The organism is Pandoraea captiosa (assembly GCF_902459775.1).
GTDB lineage: Bacteria > Pseudomonadota > Gammaproteobacteria > Burkholderiales > Burkholderiaceae > Pandoraea > Pandoraea captiosa.
The window spans coordinates 89239-106216 of the sequence record NZ_CABPSQ010000002.1; the positions used below are offsets into that span (position 1 = coordinate 89239).

Here is a 16978-nt window from a genome sequence, read left to right on the forward strand (position 1 = left end):
TTTTCAGCGTGGATTCCCGAATTATGACTATGCGCGGACAGGCGCAGGGCTCCCTATTGCCTGCCGCCAGGAGAAAGCAATCATGTTATCCAGACGAGTAATCACGAGAAGTGGCCGGCACTTCAGGGGCAGGTACCCATCTAGAAAGTTGGGCAGGATGGTGGCGTTTGAGTCGCTGATCGAGCGCGATGTCATCCTGTTGCTGGAGTTCTCCCGAGGAGTTCAAAGCTACCAGGAGCAACCGGAGCGAATTGTCTACAGCGACGGACAAACCATGCGGGAGTACTACCCGGATTTCGAGGCAAAGCTGGCTTCAGGCCCGCGGGTACACATTGAGGTCAAGCCCAGCGCAAAACTCGACTCTCCAAAAATCACCAAGAAACTTCAGCAGATCGCGGCGCATTACGCCCAGCACCGCGAAGAGCATTTTCGTGTCATTACTGAACTTGATGCCCGCAAGGAGCCGCTTCGTTCCAACCTGAAAACGCTCAGCCCATTGCGCGCAAAACCGGCAGCCTCACCCCATGGCCTGTCCATGTATCTTCCAGGTAAACCGTGGCACGCCTTGGAAGCATCGGTAGGTCGCGACGTCCTATTGAAGCAAATCGCCCTAGGCAACCTGGTGTGCGACCTCGCCAGCCCGCTACAGGGTGATCTCATGGTCTTCAACGCACAGGAGGTCGCACATGATTCGCTTTACCTATAAACGCGGTCTCGTCTTCATCGAGGGCCAGATGCGCTGGACGCTGGAGCGTCTGCTGGTCACCGGCAAATATCAGTTGATCTCCGATGCGCGCGAGATTCAGAATTTTTTTCCGGACGAATTAAACGCCCGGTGGCTCAAAGGGGAGTTAGTGATTGATGAGACTTGCCTGGGCACTTTGGCCAATGCAACCTATCTAGCGACACCACGAGACTTATCTACGTATACGGACAATCAGCAAAAGGTGGCGCTGCGCAAGCAAAGCTATCTGCGAGCCGTCGATCCTGAAAAGAATCGCTACAACCCGGTTCTATGGAAAAAGCTCATTGACGCACATGCAGCGGAAACCGGAGATACAAAGCCACCTTGTCCGTCGTCCGTACAGAACTGGTGGCGCAGGTATCGCACAACAAAATCGGTCCATGCGCTGATCCCTCAAAAGAAAGGTCGTGCAAAACCGTACCATGGGGATCGCTACGCCCTCTTCGAAGAGGCGGTCGCCGACGTTTACCTCACCCTGCAAAAACAACCCAAGTCCGCGGTTTATGAACGTGTGCTGCATCACACCAATTCCTTGAATGCGTCCTTGCCGCCAGATTTGCATATACGGTGCCCCGCCCGTTCAACCGTCTATCGTTGGCTCGATGGTCTTCGCCAAGATATTGTGGACGGTGCTCGTCTGGGTGCCGAGGTTGCCCGGGCAAAATATCGCATCGCAGTAGGTGGGCTCAAGGTCAGCGGGATCCTTGAGCGCATCGAAATCGACCATACCCCGATCGACCTGATCGTAATCGATGCAGTGACGGGATTACAGATGGGCAGACCTTGGCTGTCGATAGCAACCGACAAGGCATCCAGGATGATCATGGGTTTCTACCTGAGCTTCAATACTCCTAGTGCTCACTCGGTACTCCAATGCTTGCGACGCGCGATTCTGCCCAAAACGGAATGGCTTGCCCGTTTCCCTGATATCAAAGGGGCATGGCCTGCTCAAGGGATTCCTGATCTGATTGCGATCGACAACGGCATGGACCTTCATGCCTCTGGGTTGCAGAAAGCCTGTGAAGAGATGGGTATTCAGATGCTTTTTTGTGGTGCCCGTACGCCGGAACACAAAGGCAGTATTGAACGGTTTTTCAGGACAATGAATCAAGGCCTTATCCATCGGCTGCCTGGCACTACGTTTTCCAATGTCGGTGAGCGCGGGGACTATCCTGCTGAGAACCTTGCCGCGATCACGCTCACAGACCTTGTCCACTTGATCACCAAATGGATCGTCGACATCTACCTGATGCGCCCACATCGCGGAATTGGCGCAACCCCGCTCGCCAAGTGGTCCGAACTGGCCGGACGGCGTTCCATCGAGTTGCCGCTTTATCCTAAACAGCTTGAAGTGATCAGTGGCATTCCGGCCAAACGCACACTTTTTCATTACGGTATTGAGCTTGAAGGGCAGCATTACAACAGCCGTCAATTGCAGGAGCTGCGACGCCAATCTGGCCAGAACATGGTGGTTGATCTGAAGTTCTATGAGCATTCGATCAACTTCATCCATGTCTTCGATCCAATGGCCAAGGAATATCTGGAGGTTCCTTGTGTTGATCCGGCCTACGCAAACAATCTTCCCAGGGAGATACATCGCCTGATAAGGGAGCGGGCAAAACAGCAATTTGGCGACAACGCTTCTTCCGCTCAAATGCTCGAGGTCCGTGCGGAACTGGAAGAAATCATCGAGCAAGCGATCAAGAATAAGAAAATGGCTGTGCGCAAAAATGCCGGCGGCTTGCTCATGCATGACAGCGAGGCTGTGCTGAACAACGAGGATCCGTTGGCTAAGGCACGCAAACCCGTCAAAGAACTGGCGCCTGAGCTACCCGAGAATCTTCCGGCGGGTCTCGATGACGTGCTGCCGACATTGAGCGTGTTCACAAGAGGAGCGCAGCATGAAGCCCATTGATCTGATCCATATGATCGCTCCTCGGGCCGGTAGCGAACACGAGGTATTACATGGGTTTCGGCTGATTTCCGACCCGATTCAGCACCGACGTTTCAATACCGGCTTGTACAAGATGGCTGAGCTTCACCATGCCCGGCAGGTCAAGGGCAGCGGAGGTGGCGTTTTGATTACGGGGCCAGCAGGCGCTGGCAAGACGGTGCTCGTCTCTTCGTACGCCAGCCGCTTTCAACGCGAATCAACGCTGGGGAGCACCAAAATTCCAGTGCTGGTCGTGACGGTTCCTTCATCGCCTACCGCCAAAAGTTTAGGGGAAGCGATTCTAATCGCACTCGGCTATCCGAAAGCCTATCGGGGAAGCGGCCCGCAAAAGACCGTTTTGATTCACGAGCTCTTCGAGCGCTGTGGTGTGGAGCTCCTGATCCTGGACGAATTTCATCACTTGTTTTATGCCCCCACCATTACACATTTTCGGGATGTCACTGATTGGCTCAAGAACTTGATCAGCCTGACGAACATCGCGGTAGTGGCCTGCGGCTTGCCGGAAGCGCAGTCCGTAGTGGATGCGAACGAGCAGTTGGCCAGGCGCTTTTCCGCCAGGTTTGCGCTGTCTCCGTTCGATGGCGCGACTACTGAGGATTTCACCGAGTTTCGCGGCATTCTGAAGTTGCTTCAGGAATATCTTCCGGTACCGTTCGAAACGCCGATTTACGAGGCCAATATGGCGCGGAGAATGCTCATAGCCAGCCATGGCCTGATGGATTACGTTCGCAAGATACTGGAAGGTGCCATCAGTGTTGCGGCCAACCTTGGGCTCAAAGAAGTTGACCTTGATGTATTGGCCGCAGGGTTCCGCGACCGTGTATGGCGTGAAGTTCCGGACAGGCTCAATCCTTTTCATCCGGAATCCTATCTCAGGTCGTTGGACCGCAGCGGCGAGGTGTTTTACTTGCACACCCGTCATGATCCGGTGGGCTCGGCTCTAGCCAGGCGGATCAGCCTGAACGCCGTCAACGTGGCAAAATGACAGGCGGGTTGTTGATCAAGCTGGCGCCCTATCGCACCGAAGGGCCCAACGGATACTTATTGCGCTTGGCAGAGGCGAACAAGCTGGAGTATTTCGATCTGCCGGATCTTGGTGTGACGTACGATGCCGATGCACTGCTGCGCAGTCACTTGCTGCCAGAGCGTGGCCTGGATCCAGCGTTGCTGGCCTGGGTGCAGAACATTGCCACATTGAGGCAGAAGACATCGCGAGTATGGAATATGCGCTACTCGCGCTTCTGTCCTCTATGTCTTACGGAAGAGTCCTCCTGGCGTGCAGAGTGGGAGTTGTGTTTTTACGATGCATGTGCCCAGCATGGGGTGTGGATGGTTGATCGCTGTTCGTCATGCCATGAGCCAGTGTCCTGGCGCCGGTCACAGGTCGTTCGATGTGGCTGTGGTGCAGATCTACGTGCGGAGCCATCCCACCCGGCACCAGATGAAGTCACGCAGTTGTCCCAGGTCTTGTCGCGGAAACTGACAGGGCGCGGTGCGGCCGACATGCCGGAGCCACTGCGTGATCTCAATGTGGACCAGACCCAGCGGTTGATTCGATATCTTGGTATGCATCTGGATCCTGCTGGGGTGTCCAAGTCTTTGAAATTGAGCAACGTGGGGCGCATGGAAGTCTCGTGGCCCGTGACGTCGGTTGCGGCAGCGATCTTGTCTGGCTGGCCGGCGGCTTTTCATGTGCGGTTTTCAGAAATCCAGGAGCGGTCAGGCGGCAAAAAAATTGGGCTCCCAAAGCTGTTCCAGAGAGCCTACAGCTATCTGTACAAGGGATTAAAAGAGCCCGCGTTCGATGCGGTGCGGTATGCTTTCGAGCAGTGGTTAGTGGAAAACTGGCGTGGAGGTTTGGCGCTTCGGAACCGAAGACTGGCAGGGCAGTTACTGCATCGTGTTCACTGGATTCCGGCTAACGTTGCAGCCGAGCGGCTAGGCGTACGGATGGAGCGTATTCGACGGCTTGTCGCAGAGGGTGTGATCGATGGTCATGAATCCTACAGCTCCACAGGCCGGCGCTTTCTGCTGATCCGTAAAGAACAAGTTGATGAACTTACGCATGCCAATCTATCTGAAGTCGATTTGACCACCGCGATGGAATACCTCGGACTGGGCAAGGTCCGCATGAGGGAATTACTGCGGCTGTTGTTCCCTTCCGCGTATCGACCTTTAAGCGAGCATGGCTTTCCGCCATGGCGAATCAGTCGACAGGATGTCGAGCGCTACCTGGCAATTGGTGAAGGCCTACCTATCTTGTCGATTCCCGAAGAGTCCCAGGTGCCGCTGTTTCATGTCTTGAAGTATTGGGCTTGGAACGAGAACGAAATCATTGACCTGATCGAGGCTGTACGAGATGGAGAGATCGTGCTTGAAGGCCTGCTCGATGGTGCTATCGGGCTGGCACGATGGATCTTTGACAGCCAGTCGCTCAAGATTTGGCGACAACGCCGCAATCCTGAGCTGTCGAACTGGCTGAGCGTGCCGCAGGTAGCCAAGTTGCTGGGCCTAAAACAGGAGGTGGCATACTGGCTCGTCAGGAATGAGTTTATTCCAGCAGAAAAGCTTCGTACCCTTCGGGGCTGCGGGGCCCGAGTCAGTCGCGTGGAGTTTGAACGATTCAAGGAGTCGTACGTGTTTGCCTCGGAAATAGCGGAAGCACTCAAGACCACTTCCAGGAAAGTTAGCTCGTTGTTGTCAGAGCAGGGAATTGTTCCAGCATCTGGCCAGGGACTGGAGAAGTGTGGGAAAATCTTCTATGCCCGTAGCAAAACATTAATGACCTTTTTGACAACTTTAAATGTCTTTCTGCCAAGTGCAGACATTCCCTGTAATTGATCCCGTCTCCCAGTGACTGTCGACCAGTCTTTCGCTCTTATGCTTGGGGACTGTTCTGTCGGGGAGCTGTCAACATAAGAATGAAGCTGGGGGGCGGTCTTGGATTGAATGCAATCAGCCAGATTTGTAATCCAGATAAAAATAAAGCATGTCGGCGTGAGGGAGTGAGATGAAGATTGAGCAAGGGGTCCTGAATCCGTTCACACTTAGCCCTGTAGGTACGGGGATCAACTCTGCACAATACGCGGTTGTGAACATTGGGGGATTGTCTCAGCGGTGTGTGGTGAAAATGGTAGGCGACCGAGAAATCGCAGCAGAGTGTTTTTGCGCGTTGTTGGGCGATGCGCTGTCCTTGCCCACTTTGTCACCCGTCATCATCACGCACCCTGACGATAACAGCTTGTGGTTTGGCTCACGAGATGCAGCTTACCCGAGCCTATCGGCTAGGTTGGGGATTGGTGCAGAAGTGAACCAATATCAGCTGGCTGTGCTCGCCCAGATACTGGCGACTTGGGCGCAGGTTGGTCATGTTATTTCGTTCGATGAACTTGTCGCCAATGGCGATAGAAATCCAGGTAACGTGTTGTGGAATGGTGCTGCATTCACCATCATTGATCACGAGCGCTCTCTAGGCAATAAACCAAAGTCATCTAACCGGTTGGCACTGTTTGCCACCGCCAATTTCCATCCGCCGCTGGTTGCTAGCATATGCAGCGCCGCGACAGGGTCTGCGATGGCTCAACAGGCTTTCCTCGCTGCTGACCAAGCCGTGTGGGACATGATTCGCAGCGAATTCCATGCGATACCTCATGTCATCGGGCAACATCATGGCGCGTGTGAGTCGCTTGCAAAGCGGCTCATAACTTCTTTACCGAGCCATGCGGCCAACGCTATGTCTCCTCTGCTGCAAGGAGCCCATCCATGAACACGCTAGTTGTTTCGGCTTGTCAGGCAAATGCGTGCTATTCCGTCTTGGCGTGGGAACCAGTAGGGGGATCTGGTGAGCGATTGAATGTAGGAGCTCTCGTCCAATACGATGGAGCTGTGTTGGCCCGGCCGCTGATCCGTGAGGAAGTACTACGCTGTATGTACGGATCAGCTGGTGAGGGCGCATTCCAGATGATTCTCACTACGCTTAAAGCTGTTGAGGGGGTGGCGAAGCAATTCGGTTTTGCGGCGGCTCGTGAGTCTGTGCCGCTCGCTTCGTTCAAATTCACAGAGGCTCGTGAGACACGGGCAGACAATGAGCATGATCTGCTAAGACAGATCGTGCTTATGCATTTCAGCCTTAGTGTGATCGCAGAAGAGCCTGGGGCGTCTGCTGACGACTCACCTACTCCCGAGCGCGAGGTTAATCAGCAGTGGACCACGAAGATCAAAGAGGCCATTCAGGTGCAGCGTCCAGATCTCCAGGTGTGCTTCAACCGGGAGCTCGTTCTTGTGGATGGTAGCGCTCCGGTGAAGTTTCCGATTCTCACACCACGATTGGTCGCTCAGTTTGGTCTTTTGAAAGAGAACTCACAAAGCCAGGGGATGGAAGATGCACGCGCCAAGATGTGGAAGTTGTCGCTCGCTCGCGATAGGGATGCCAATCTTTCCGCGTCGATGGTGGTGGGGATGCCACCACTTGACAGTGTGACGCTGAGTGATCGTGTTCGTGCTCGTTTTGTTACCAACATCGGTGATCTTACTCGCGAAGCTGAGAAGTACGATGTTGACTTGCACACTGCTCAGTCCGTTGCTGACGCAGCGGCGTATGTGATCGAGTTGGCCTGAGGCATGACCCTCAGGAAAGATACGGAGTCGTTTTGTCACAGTAGGAAAATCCAAAAAAATGGGACAAAATGACCAAAGCTGTCTGATTTTAGGTTTCTACTGCATTGATTTTGAAAGTTGTATATTTAAGTTGAAATCGGATCCTACAGAGTTGGCAGTGTAGGGAAACCGAATTCGTGAGATTAGACACTAGATTGTGAGACTGAAATAACGCACTTGCTGAGATTATCTGGACTCGAATTGTGGTGGCATTTGCACTGCCGGGTTTGAGCCGAGATAACGGCACGTCGACCGTCACAAGACATGCGTAGAGGGCCTTGAATTTCAAGGCCCTCTTTTTGTTTGAGACACGGGCGTTAACCTGAACACATCACCTGTCTAGTATTTGCGATCCGTCGCCGCTTGCCTCGGCGCACTTAGTACTGCTCAGATGCCAGCAGGTTTGCAGCCCAATCTCCCCCGTCTCCATGGGATAATTCTCGTAAGAATGCAGAAACTGGCGCAAAGGGGGACAATCTTGCGGCAAGCCCGCTCACACAGCTAAATCGAAGCTATTGAGCGATCAGACGCTTGCACGGCTGCGTGAATTGCCAATAGCTGAGGTTGCATCGGCCGTAGGGATCAGCCTGCGCGGCAACAAGGCAATGTGCTTCAACGGACACGATGCAGCGAGTCCAAGTTTCACCGTCAACAAGGCGAAGAATACCTGGCGGTGCTTTGGATGCGGTGAGCATGGCGACGCAATCGCTAGTCCAGAAGCTTATCGGCCCGGGGTTCATGCGACGTCTCCCCCGATTTGAGTAGCGCGGCGATTTAGAGTCCAATCACGTAGTCACGAGATTGGACATGAAGAAGAGATTCACCGACGAGCAAATCATCGGCTTCCTGCGGGAAGCTGAGACGGGTATGCCGGTCAAGGAACTATGCCGCCAGCACGGCTTCTCGGAGGCCAGTTACTACCTATGGCGCAGTAAGTTCGGTGGTATGAATGTATCCGACGTGAAGCGGCTGAAGGATCTGGAGGCCGAAAACGCCCGGTTGAAGAAACTGCTGGCGGAATCGCTGCTGGAAAATGAGGTGACGCGCGAGGCGTTGCGAAAAAAGTGGTGAGCGCACCATCCCGCCGAGAACTGGCGCGCCATATGACCGATAGTGGCTTGAGCGAACGCAGAGCCCTACGGCGGCATGAGCGCCAGCGCCTATCGTTATCAACCGGCACCGGATCGCAATCAAGCCTTACGAGCGCAGATCGTAGCCTTGGCGCAGCGAAATCGTCGCTACGGCTCGGGCATGATCTACCTGAAGCTGCGCCAGTCAGGCATGACAGTCAACCACAAGCGGGTTGAGCGGCTGTATGCCGAAGAGAAGTTGCAGGTGCGCCGCCGCAAGCGCAAGAAGGTGCCGGTATCGGACCGTCAGCCGCTGGGGCGACCGGCGACGGCGAATCAAGTCTGGTCGATGGATTTCGTGTTTGACCGAACAGTGGAAGGCCGGGTCATCAAAAACCTGACGGTGGTCGACGGCGCCACGCATGAAGCCGTGGCTATTGTGCCGGAGCGAACGTTCAACGGGCGCTTTCGTGATGAATGCCTGAACGAACATTGGTTCACGAGCCTGCATCATGCCGAGGTGGTGATCGAGGCGTGGCGACGGGAATACAACGAGGAGCGACCGAAGAAATCGCTGGGCGGACTAACGCCAGCAACCTACGCCCGAAAACTGGCAGAAAAGCAGTTACATTAACCCTAGGACTCTAAAGCCTGGTGCTACTGAAAATGGGGAGACGTCGGAATGTGTCTTAATTCCGGCAGAAGTCCAAAAAGCTTAACTTGCTGTCCGCGTAACCGGCGGCAGCCCACGATGAGGAACGGCAAGTGTGACTCCACCAGACGACACTCTGGCTACGTATCGCAGCGCAGGTACCGTCTCCCGCCAAGTGGTCTCGACGGAAGACGGCGCACTGGGACCCATAAGCGAACTGGACGAATCGGCAGCACCCGATACGCTTGAAGCGGGCGCGCTTGCTCCTTCATCGGGGCTGCTTGACCTTTCCCGCCAACAGCGCAACCTGCTGCTGCTGCGACCCCTCTTCCAGCTTGAGCTAAATAAGCAGCGTATCGGTGAGGACGGCACCCTCTTCGATGGCATAGACACGCACTACCTGCTGTTGAGCGCGCTCGACCTCATGATGGAAGGAACCACGGTTTCGACGGGCTGCACGAGCGATGAGATCCTCACTCACATAGCGGACACGGCCGCAGCCATAAAACCCTCGCTATCCAACATGCAGTTGGCCAAGATCGCTGACACTGTACTCGCCGCGCTGGACAACAAGGCAAACAGCTACAAAGAGTTCTCCTTCGACCACTTCGATGCAATCCGCAAGTCGACGCGCACTATTCGCTTTCGGTTAGTGGCCTACGAGCCCGATATCGAGGACGTCTACCGCTACAAGCCCACCACAGAGGGATACCTGGTCTACCTGGGCATGCTTGACCTCTCTCCGGAGGACGCCCAGGAGTTGATGGAGAAGATGCTGGACTTACTGGTGCAGCGTGGCCGTTTCGACGCTGCGTTGGAGATCGCCCGACGCGCTCGCACGTTGTCCATTGAGTATCGCCAGCTCATCCGCGACAGGCTATACCAGGCCTACCGCGCGCCAGGCACGGTCAACTGGAAGCGCGACATCAGCGCCGGGCTGGACCGGGCACGTGATCACGTGCGACTGCGTCAGGCAGAGGATCAGCGGATGGAGGAGTCTGTTCTGCATGCCCTGCGCCAAGCCGAGGAGCCCAAGGCGCGAGCTAACCTAGCGCTCCTGCTCAAGACGCTGCAAGGTGCCAGCATGCTGCGTTCACAACTTGTGGGTGACATCAGCGGCGCAAACGATCGCTTCCTGGAATCGCAGCGCGCGATGTTCCGGGCGCGACGTGCCACGGGGTTACCTGACCTGGAGTCGCGACTGCTGCCGCAGCTCGTGGAGTTGCCTGCAAATGTCCTGGCCAAACAGGCGGAAAACGCGCTTAGCGCGCTGTATCCGCCGACACTACCACGCGTGTACGACCTCAATTCGGTGTTTTCGCTACTGCTTGAGCAGCGTGCCGAAGACAGCGAGCCTGAGGAAGACGACGGTGAAATCACCCCGTTCGTGCCACCGCCCCTTCAGTTCGACGAAATGATCGTCCGCCAAGTGACAGACTGGTTGGCTAGGAAATTCTCGCTGGGGCAAACCTGGCGACTGGACGAACTATTGGACCAAGCTGAGGAAGCAGGGTTCGACTGGACCATGCGCCGCTGCCTGGTGCTGATGCTGTTTCGGGCCTACTCCCACTCGGAGACGGAGTTCAAGAACATGCGGGCGGACGCACTGGATGAATTTATCTCCGACGTGGCGCGCGGAACCAACCTGCGTTTTACCCCCAAAGAGAGGCGTTCATGAGCGACATCCAACTCGGCATACGTCAGGCCGCACGCCTCGTCTACAAGGCCCTGCACACCACGCTATCCCCGGTCAACGACCAAGAGTACCGGGAGCTTCTTGCACAGTACCGGGCCAACCCCGCCTTTGCCACCCAGGTGCAAGACGTGGCTACGGGCATGGAGCTCATCATTTTGGACGTCAGCGAACGCGGGCTCATCGTTGTGCCATCCTCACGCGAGAGCCGATTCGCCATCCGGATGACTGACATTCGAACTGGACTGGATGTCACCCAGAAAGCCAGCCTGCTTCTGGCGCACGTGGCCATCGCCGCTGTCTTTTTTCCAACTACCGACGGTCTGGATGACGACAACTACACCCCACCGCCGGCGTTTGTGTCCACCTGCCGCGACACGCTGCATGCCCTAGCTCGCCGTCTCAGGGAGTCGTCCAATCTGCCGGTAGACGTTCCACCTGAGCTTGCTCCGGGTTGGGAATCGGTATCGGCCATGCCGCTGGTGCTACCGGCAGGCCAGCGTGCCTCAGCCAATTCGCTGGTGGGCATCGTCAAGCTGGCACTGGGCCACATGCAGGCCAATGGCCTAGTGCGCTTGGATCGGGACGCTGAAGACGATGCGTCGGTTACCTACACGGCCACGTATCGCCTGCGCGTGCAGCTCCGCGAGCTCGCGCTGCGTCGCCTCTTCGACATCGCCCAGGAAGCGGCTCGCGTCTCGGCGACGTCCGCGAAGGCTTAATATGCAGAAGATTTCACGCATCTACTTAGGCAACTGCGGCTACTCGATGGCCTGGTATGACGGGTTACTGCTCGACCTGACTGACCCAGAAACACACCTGCCGACCGACACCATTATCAACCTGGAAAACGGTGGTGGGAAGACATCGCTGCTCAGCCTTATCTTCTCGTGCTTCGACACGAGCCAGGACCGTTTTCTGAAGCATCTGCAAAGCAAGAACAATCATTTTTCGCAGTACTTCTCACAAGATGGCCTGCCAGGTTTCATCCTGGTCGAGTGGGAGATGCCCTCGCGCACGGCTGGGGGTGAACCCTACCGACTAATTGTCGGTCAGGTGGTGTCCATAAAGGCGGGCAATGATGTACCCGAGAGCGACCGAATGTTCTTTGCCTTCGAGGCCGCGAATGGCCTGATGCTTGAGAGCATTCCTGCGCCGAAGCTTGGCACTGCCCCGGTGACTTCATTGGCGGAGTTCTCCCGTTGGGTGCACGACGAACAGAAGAGACACCCCGACGTCTACGTCACTCGCAAGCAAGCCGACTGGCAACGTCACCTGCGCGAGGAACGTCTCATCGACCTTGAGATGTTGCAGATGCAGGTTAATTTCTCGGTGCAGGAAGGAGGTTTCGACAGCGGTTTTCTGAACTTCTCCAGCGAAGCCGCCTTTCTGCAGAAGTTCTTCCATCTGACACTGGATGCGCAAAGGGCAGCAGCGGTGCGGGACGCGGTGGCTGCAGCTTGCGATAAACTGCGTCGCAAGCCCGACTATCAGCGCAAGCTCGTCGAGCTAACCAAGTTCCGAGTGGTGCTTCGCTCCTTCGAAGATGCGGCACACAGCTACCGACTGGCCATGGCAGACCAGATCGATGTGCTGGTCAACGGCGCACGCTTGACCCTGGCACTGCACGAACGCGCGGCCACGCGCCGCGACAGACAGCAGCGCGAGTTGTCTTATGAGCGCGTCCAGCGCTCGGTGGCGGAAACGGCCGCGTCCGAGGTGCTGAGCTATGGCCGCAATGCGGCCAGCCTGACCTCCCTGATGCACGTGCGCGCCGTGCGCGCTGCGCAGGAGCGTGCCAAGGAAGCCGCGTCGAGCCTCGCAACAGTACAAGATGGCATCAAGCATGTGAAGGCCGCGCGGGTGCTGGCTGAGGTGGTCGCCGAAGAGCAGCGCTTGCAGGCACTCGAAGCCCAGGCCGACCTCGCCAAGGTAGGTTTGCAGCCCTTCCGCGATCAACTGGAGGCCGAAGGCGCACTGCTTCGTACAGCCCTGTTCCAGCACGAACGAGCACTGCGCGAGACTCAGCGCAAGCTTGAGAAGGAATCCGGAGATCGCAACGAGACGGTGGCGGGGCACCGCACGGCGCTGGCCGAAGACGAGAAGCGCCGACGTACAGCAGTCAACGAACAGGCCCAGCTTGAGCAACAGGAGAATGCATGGGGACGCGAGCGCGACCGAATGATCTCCTCGGGACGCCTGGCAGATGCAAGCGAAGTGTCCCAGGCAGCCCTGGCACGCTGGAGCGCGACCGAACAGCAGATGCGCCGAGAGGAAGCAGCCTACAAGGTCGACCAGGGCCAGCATGAGCACCAAGAGCAGCACTGGCGCAGCGAAGAAGTGCGCCTGGGTAGCGATGTGGGGCGATTCGAAAGCGATATCCAGTCCGCTACAAATTTCATCGGCGAGGGCGACGCTGAGCGCGAGCGGCTATCGCAACTGCCGGCAATTCTGCAGGCCGTCGAATCTGACACCGCAGCCCCCGATTCTCCTGCTCTGCCGCCCGTGCTTGAGCGCGTGGTAGCCGCCTCGGCGCTAGAGGTTTCGCTGGGCGATGTGCGCCTCGCCGAACTGCGTGCAACAATGCAAGCCATTCATGAAACCGGTGTGGCTGGCAACAGCCCGGATGTGGTGCGGGTGGTGACGCGGCTTCGCGAAGCCGGAGTGCGATCGGCCCGCCCTTTTAACGAATACCTGGCTGACGCACTACCGGACGCGGAACGCGCACGTTCATTGGTACTTAGCGACCCGGCTCGTTTCCAGGGTGTGTCCGTTGCACAGAGCGAGATGGACAAAGCGCGCGCCATCGACTGGCATGGTCAGAAGCCGGTTCGTCCCGTGGTAGTTTCGCCGCTCGCGCTAGAAGTTGCAGCTGCCGACACCAATCGCCTGGTAGTGCCTGCCGGTAGCGACGCCGCCTACAACCGGGCTGCGGCCGAGGCGTTGGCCAGCACTCTGACCGAAACCATTCGCCTCGAGGAAAAACGGCGAGCGGACTACTATCAGCGCCAGACCGACGCGCTCGCCGCGCTGCAGTCACTTAAGGCATACATCCAGCGCTTCGGAGATGGCAAGCTGGCAACGGCGAACATCCGGCGAAGCGAGCTCCAGGGCCAGCTACGTCTCACATTGGAGCACAAGGAGGAGGCCCGCGAAAAGGCCACAGCGGCAGCGACAGCGGCCAAGAACAGCCGTGAAGCCGCAGTCGACCGGGATCGCTTGGCGCGCGAAGCACACTCTCACCAACAGGCGCTGCAACACTTCATCGCAGAGTATGAGGTTAACCGCGAGATGCGCTTGGCCCGCCTGGCCGAACTCGAAGCCTTGCTTGAGGACTTCGAGGCGCGGCGCCTGGCGACAGAGGCTGAAATCCTGCGACTTGAAGAGATAACGCGCGAACAGAGCAAGGCCGCCATCAAGACAGAGGGCATCGCAGACAACCTGGCCAACGAGCGCTCCCAAATTGAGTTCTATGACAAGACACTGCGCGCGGAAGAGCATCTGAAGAGCAATCCCCGAGAGCTGGGGGTGTTGCGCGGCACATACTCCGATGCACTAACGGTCTACAAGGCAAAGGCACAGGACCAATTGGGCGTTCTCGAAGTACAGATGCAGGCGGCGCGCACGCGGCGCGACGAGAAGAAGCAGGAATATACGCGCGACTATCCCGGCGTCACGCGTACCCACGTAGCTCCCTTCGAGGGCAAGGATCACAGCGCCATGTTGTCGGAGCTGGAAACCAAGCGCTCCCTGGTGGACAAGGAGCACTTGGATTCTGTTTCGGCCAAAGGCGCGGCAGAGCGTGCATCAGAAGACTGGCACAAGAAGAACCGCGAAGTGCCACCCGCCACTCCGGACATGGAAGCGCTGGATGCTGCTGCTCTCGAATCTCAGAAGGACGAGGCGCAACGCCTGAGCGAAGAAGCCGGCGCGCGCCAGAAGAGCGCTTCCGACGAAGCTGACCGGGCACGCGACAACGCCAAGCACCTTAGTGCGGCCGCCGACCAGGACGACCGCCTTGCAGAAGTGGTCAAGAGCACGATGAAGCTGGAGGACAAGCCGAACCCAGAGCTGCTCGCATTGGAGATGGCCAGTCTCACCGGCCAACAACCGGCGCTCCTGACGGAGATGCCCGAGCTCGTGCTCGAAGAGAACGCGAGCGACCAGGTCACACGAGCGGTCAGGAACTACCGCGCCAAGTCGGACCTATGCGAACAAGCCCAGAACAGTGCGCGCACAGCGTTCGATGTGGTCAAGAGCGCCGCTGCAGAACCTGAGCTCAAGAAAGTCGAACCGGAGCTGGCCATTGCAATGCTTGCCAACGAGTTCACGGCCGCGTGCAGCGACGCCGCACGGCTGTTCGAAGGACTGGAGGATCGCATCCACGCCACTCAGGACAACCTGGACAACATGCAGGCGGACTTCGACGCCTGCGTCGAGGAGATGCTCGCGCTATCTCGCATGGCCCTGGGGCTGCTGAATTCAGCCATCGACAAGCGCGTGCCTGCGAGCGCACCGTACGTAGCAGGAAAGTCAGTCCTGAAAATGCGCGCGAATTTCACCGCCATCAATATTGAGACACGTCGCCAGGCGCTCACATATTACCTGGACAGCCTGATTCAGGCCAACGTGCCTCCGGCAAAGGGCTCGGACCTAGTGGCCGAAGCTGTGCTTCGGATGTACGGTGGTCGCCCGTTGGGCCTGCAGGTGCTACGCATGGTCATCGACGAAAGCCAGCAGTACGTGCCGGTGGAAAAGATTTCCAACTCCGGCGGCGAAGGTGTGGTGATGGCGTTGTTCCTTTACGTGATCATCACGCAGCTGCGCGCAGAAACGCAGGCTAAGCTGCACAAGCTCGCCGGCGGCCCGCTGATCCTGGACAACCCTTTCGCCAAGGCCACCTCGCCGACCATGTGGAAGGCGCAGCGCCTTCTCGCTCAATCCATGGGGGTGCAGTTGGTGTTTGCCACCGCCATTCAGGACTACAACGCCCTAGCGGAGTTCTCCGCCTTCGTGCGGCTGCGCCGCGCCGGCCAGAACAGCAAAACCGGGCGCTGGCACCTGGAGTCGGTGCGCTATCGCCTCAACGATGAAGCGGCCACCGCCAGGCTCGCGGCACCCAGCACGATCGAGGTGGCTTGATGCTAGCGCCATTTTTGGTTCGGCTGGCGGCCTCCCCGCGCAAGAGGGTGGAGCTCGAGCAGATCAAGCAGATGTACTTCGAGCTGTATCCAGAGGTTCAAAACCACCCAGAGCGTGGTTCCCTGCTACTGCAGGCCCTTCAAGCGCTAGCCGACGGTGGCGCCATAGTGCTACCGGCTCGTGCAAGTTGGGAGAAGATCGGACAGCCAGCGTTGCCGAAGTGGATCAAGCTCGTACGCGAGCAATATGAGACTCCGACGGATGATTTTTCCAAGGTTCCTTGGGTGCCAGAGCTTGGTTTCTGGACCGAGCTGAAGCCCGCTCAGTTGATCGCGGCAAAAACCATCAACGAGTTCTTGCTTCGGCGCCGCGGGGGTCTCCTGCGCGTCCCCATTAAAGAACGGTCCCTCGAAATCTTTGGGGATGAGAAGCGGCTCGACGCCATGAGGCTCGGGAATACGCTGTTCTCGGGGCGCCTATCGCTCGATACGCTGGGCGCGTTCGCTGTGCCTCTACCCCTCCCATACCGACCCGCGTCTGCGCCTGGTAAGCCGCTGCTTGTCGTCGAGAACCACAACAGCTACTGGAGCTTCGGCGAGTGGAATCAACTCGCGCGCAGATATTCGGCGGTGGTCTATGGCGCAGGCGAGGCGTTTCGCAGCACCGGCGCTGCCTTGGGGCAGGTGCTGCTTGAAGTGAGGGGCTCCAACGTACTATACCTAGGAGATCTGGACCCCAAAGGTATCGGTATCCCACTTGATTTCAACCGATCATCCGCGAGTTATGAGCCCAAGGTTGGACCGGCTACGGAGTGGTATGAATGGCTCTTGTCGCACGGACTACGGCGCGAGAAGGTCGTGTGCACCAGCGCCCCCCCGCAACCTGCCGTCGATTGGCTCGGAGAGACCTTGGGCAAGAAGGTTGCTCGGCTGTGGCACGCTGGGAACTGGATTCCCCAGGAGGCCTTGGGGTTCGAGCAACTGCGTACTCTTTTGTGAGAGGCATTACGGATGCGCTATCCGGCCGACGGCGCACGCCCTCCACTTGCCGACGTGCAATCAGCCCA

The 16978-nt window shown here is 57.5% G+C and carries 11 protein-coding genes and 1 pseudogene; all 12 read left to right on the plus strand.

The window, feature by feature from the left end; translation table 11 throughout:
• The first annotated feature begins 157 nt into the window (after window positions 1–157).
• The 12 genes and pseudogenes from PCA31118_RS05740 to PCA31118_RS05795 all read left to right on the plus strand — a co-directional run bounded on the left by PCA31118_RS05740 (window position 158) and on the right by PCA31118_RS05795 (window position 16910).
• On the plus strand, window positions 158–706 hold the full coding sequence (locus tag PCA31118_RS05740; protein ID WP_174990353.1) for a TnsA endonuclease N-terminal domain-containing protein: 549 nt from the start codon (window positions 158–160) through the stop codon (window positions 704–706).
• Window positions 687–2660 (plus strand): DDE-type integrase/transposase/recombinase, encoded by a 1974-nt coding sequence (locus PCA31118_RS05745; RefSeq protein ID WP_150623923.1) that lies wholly within the window; start codon window positions 687–689, stop codon window positions 2658–2660. The genes PCA31118_RS05740 and PCA31118_RS05745 overlap by 20 nt, the downstream gene beginning before the upstream one ends.
• Window positions 2647–3684, plus strand: coding sequence for a TniB family NTP-binding protein (locus tag PCA31118_RS05750; protein ID WP_150623926.1), 1038 nt, complete (start codon window positions 2647–2649; stop codon window positions 3682–3684). Before PCA31118_RS05745 ends, PCA31118_RS05750 begins: the two co-directional genes overlap by 14 nt.
• Before the next feature lie 8 nt (window positions 3685–3692).
• Window positions 3693–5540 (plus strand): TniQ family protein, encoded by a 1848-nt coding sequence (locus tag PCA31118_RS05755; protein ID WP_174990354.1) that lies wholly within the window; start codon window positions 3693–3695, stop codon window positions 5538–5540.
• A 169-nt stretch (window positions 5541–5709) separates the two neighbouring features.
• On the plus strand, window positions 5710–6465 hold the full coding sequence (locus PCA31118_RS05760) for a hypothetical protein (RefSeq protein ID WP_150623930.1): 756 nt from the start codon (window positions 5710–5712) through the stop codon (window positions 6463–6465).
• Window positions 6462–7316 carry a hypothetical protein gene (locus PCA31118_RS05765; protein ID WP_150623932.1) on the plus strand — a complete coding sequence of 285 codons (855 nt, stop codon included), beginning with the start codon at window positions 6462–6464 and terminating at the stop codon, window positions 7314–7316. Before PCA31118_RS05760 ends, PCA31118_RS05765 begins: the two co-directional genes overlap by 4 nt.
• 644 nt (window positions 7317–7960) lie before the next feature.
• Entirely contained in the window at window positions 7961–8116 is a 156-nt protein-coding gene (locus tag PCA31118_RS27590) for a CHC2 zinc finger domain-containing protein (RefSeq protein WP_425495334.1), read from the plus strand.
• A gap of 46 nt (window positions 8117–8162) precedes the next feature.
• Window positions 8163–9059 (plus strand): annotated as a pseudogene (locus tag PCA31118_RS05775) (IS3 family transposase).
• Between the two features lie 133 nt (window positions 9060–9192).
• Window positions 9193–10755, plus strand: a complete 1563-nt coding sequence (locus tag PCA31118_RS05780; protein ID WP_150623936.1) for a hypothetical protein — start codon at window positions 9193–9195, stop codon at window positions 10753–10755.
• Window positions 10752–11492, plus strand: coding sequence for a hypothetical protein (locus PCA31118_RS05785; RefSeq protein ID WP_150623938.1), 741 nt, complete (start codon window positions 10752–10754; stop codon window positions 11490–11492). The genes PCA31118_RS05780 and PCA31118_RS05785 overlap by 4 nt, the downstream gene beginning before the upstream one ends.
• A 1-nt stretch (window position 11493) precedes the next feature.
• The gene (locus PCA31118_RS05790; RefSeq protein ID WP_150623940.1) at window positions 11494–15912 is read left to right on the plus strand and encodes a coiled-coil domain-containing protein; all 4419 of its coding nucleotides are present in this window, start codon (window positions 11494–11496) and stop codon (window positions 15910–15912) included.
• A gap of 71 nt (window positions 15913–15983) precedes the next feature.
• A complete protein-coding gene (locus tag PCA31118_RS05795) occupies window positions 15984–16910 on the plus strand; it encodes a Wadjet anti-phage system protein JetD domain-containing protein (protein WP_246190096.1) in 927 nt (308 codons plus the stop codon).
• Window positions 16911–16978: the final 68 nt, after the last annotated feature.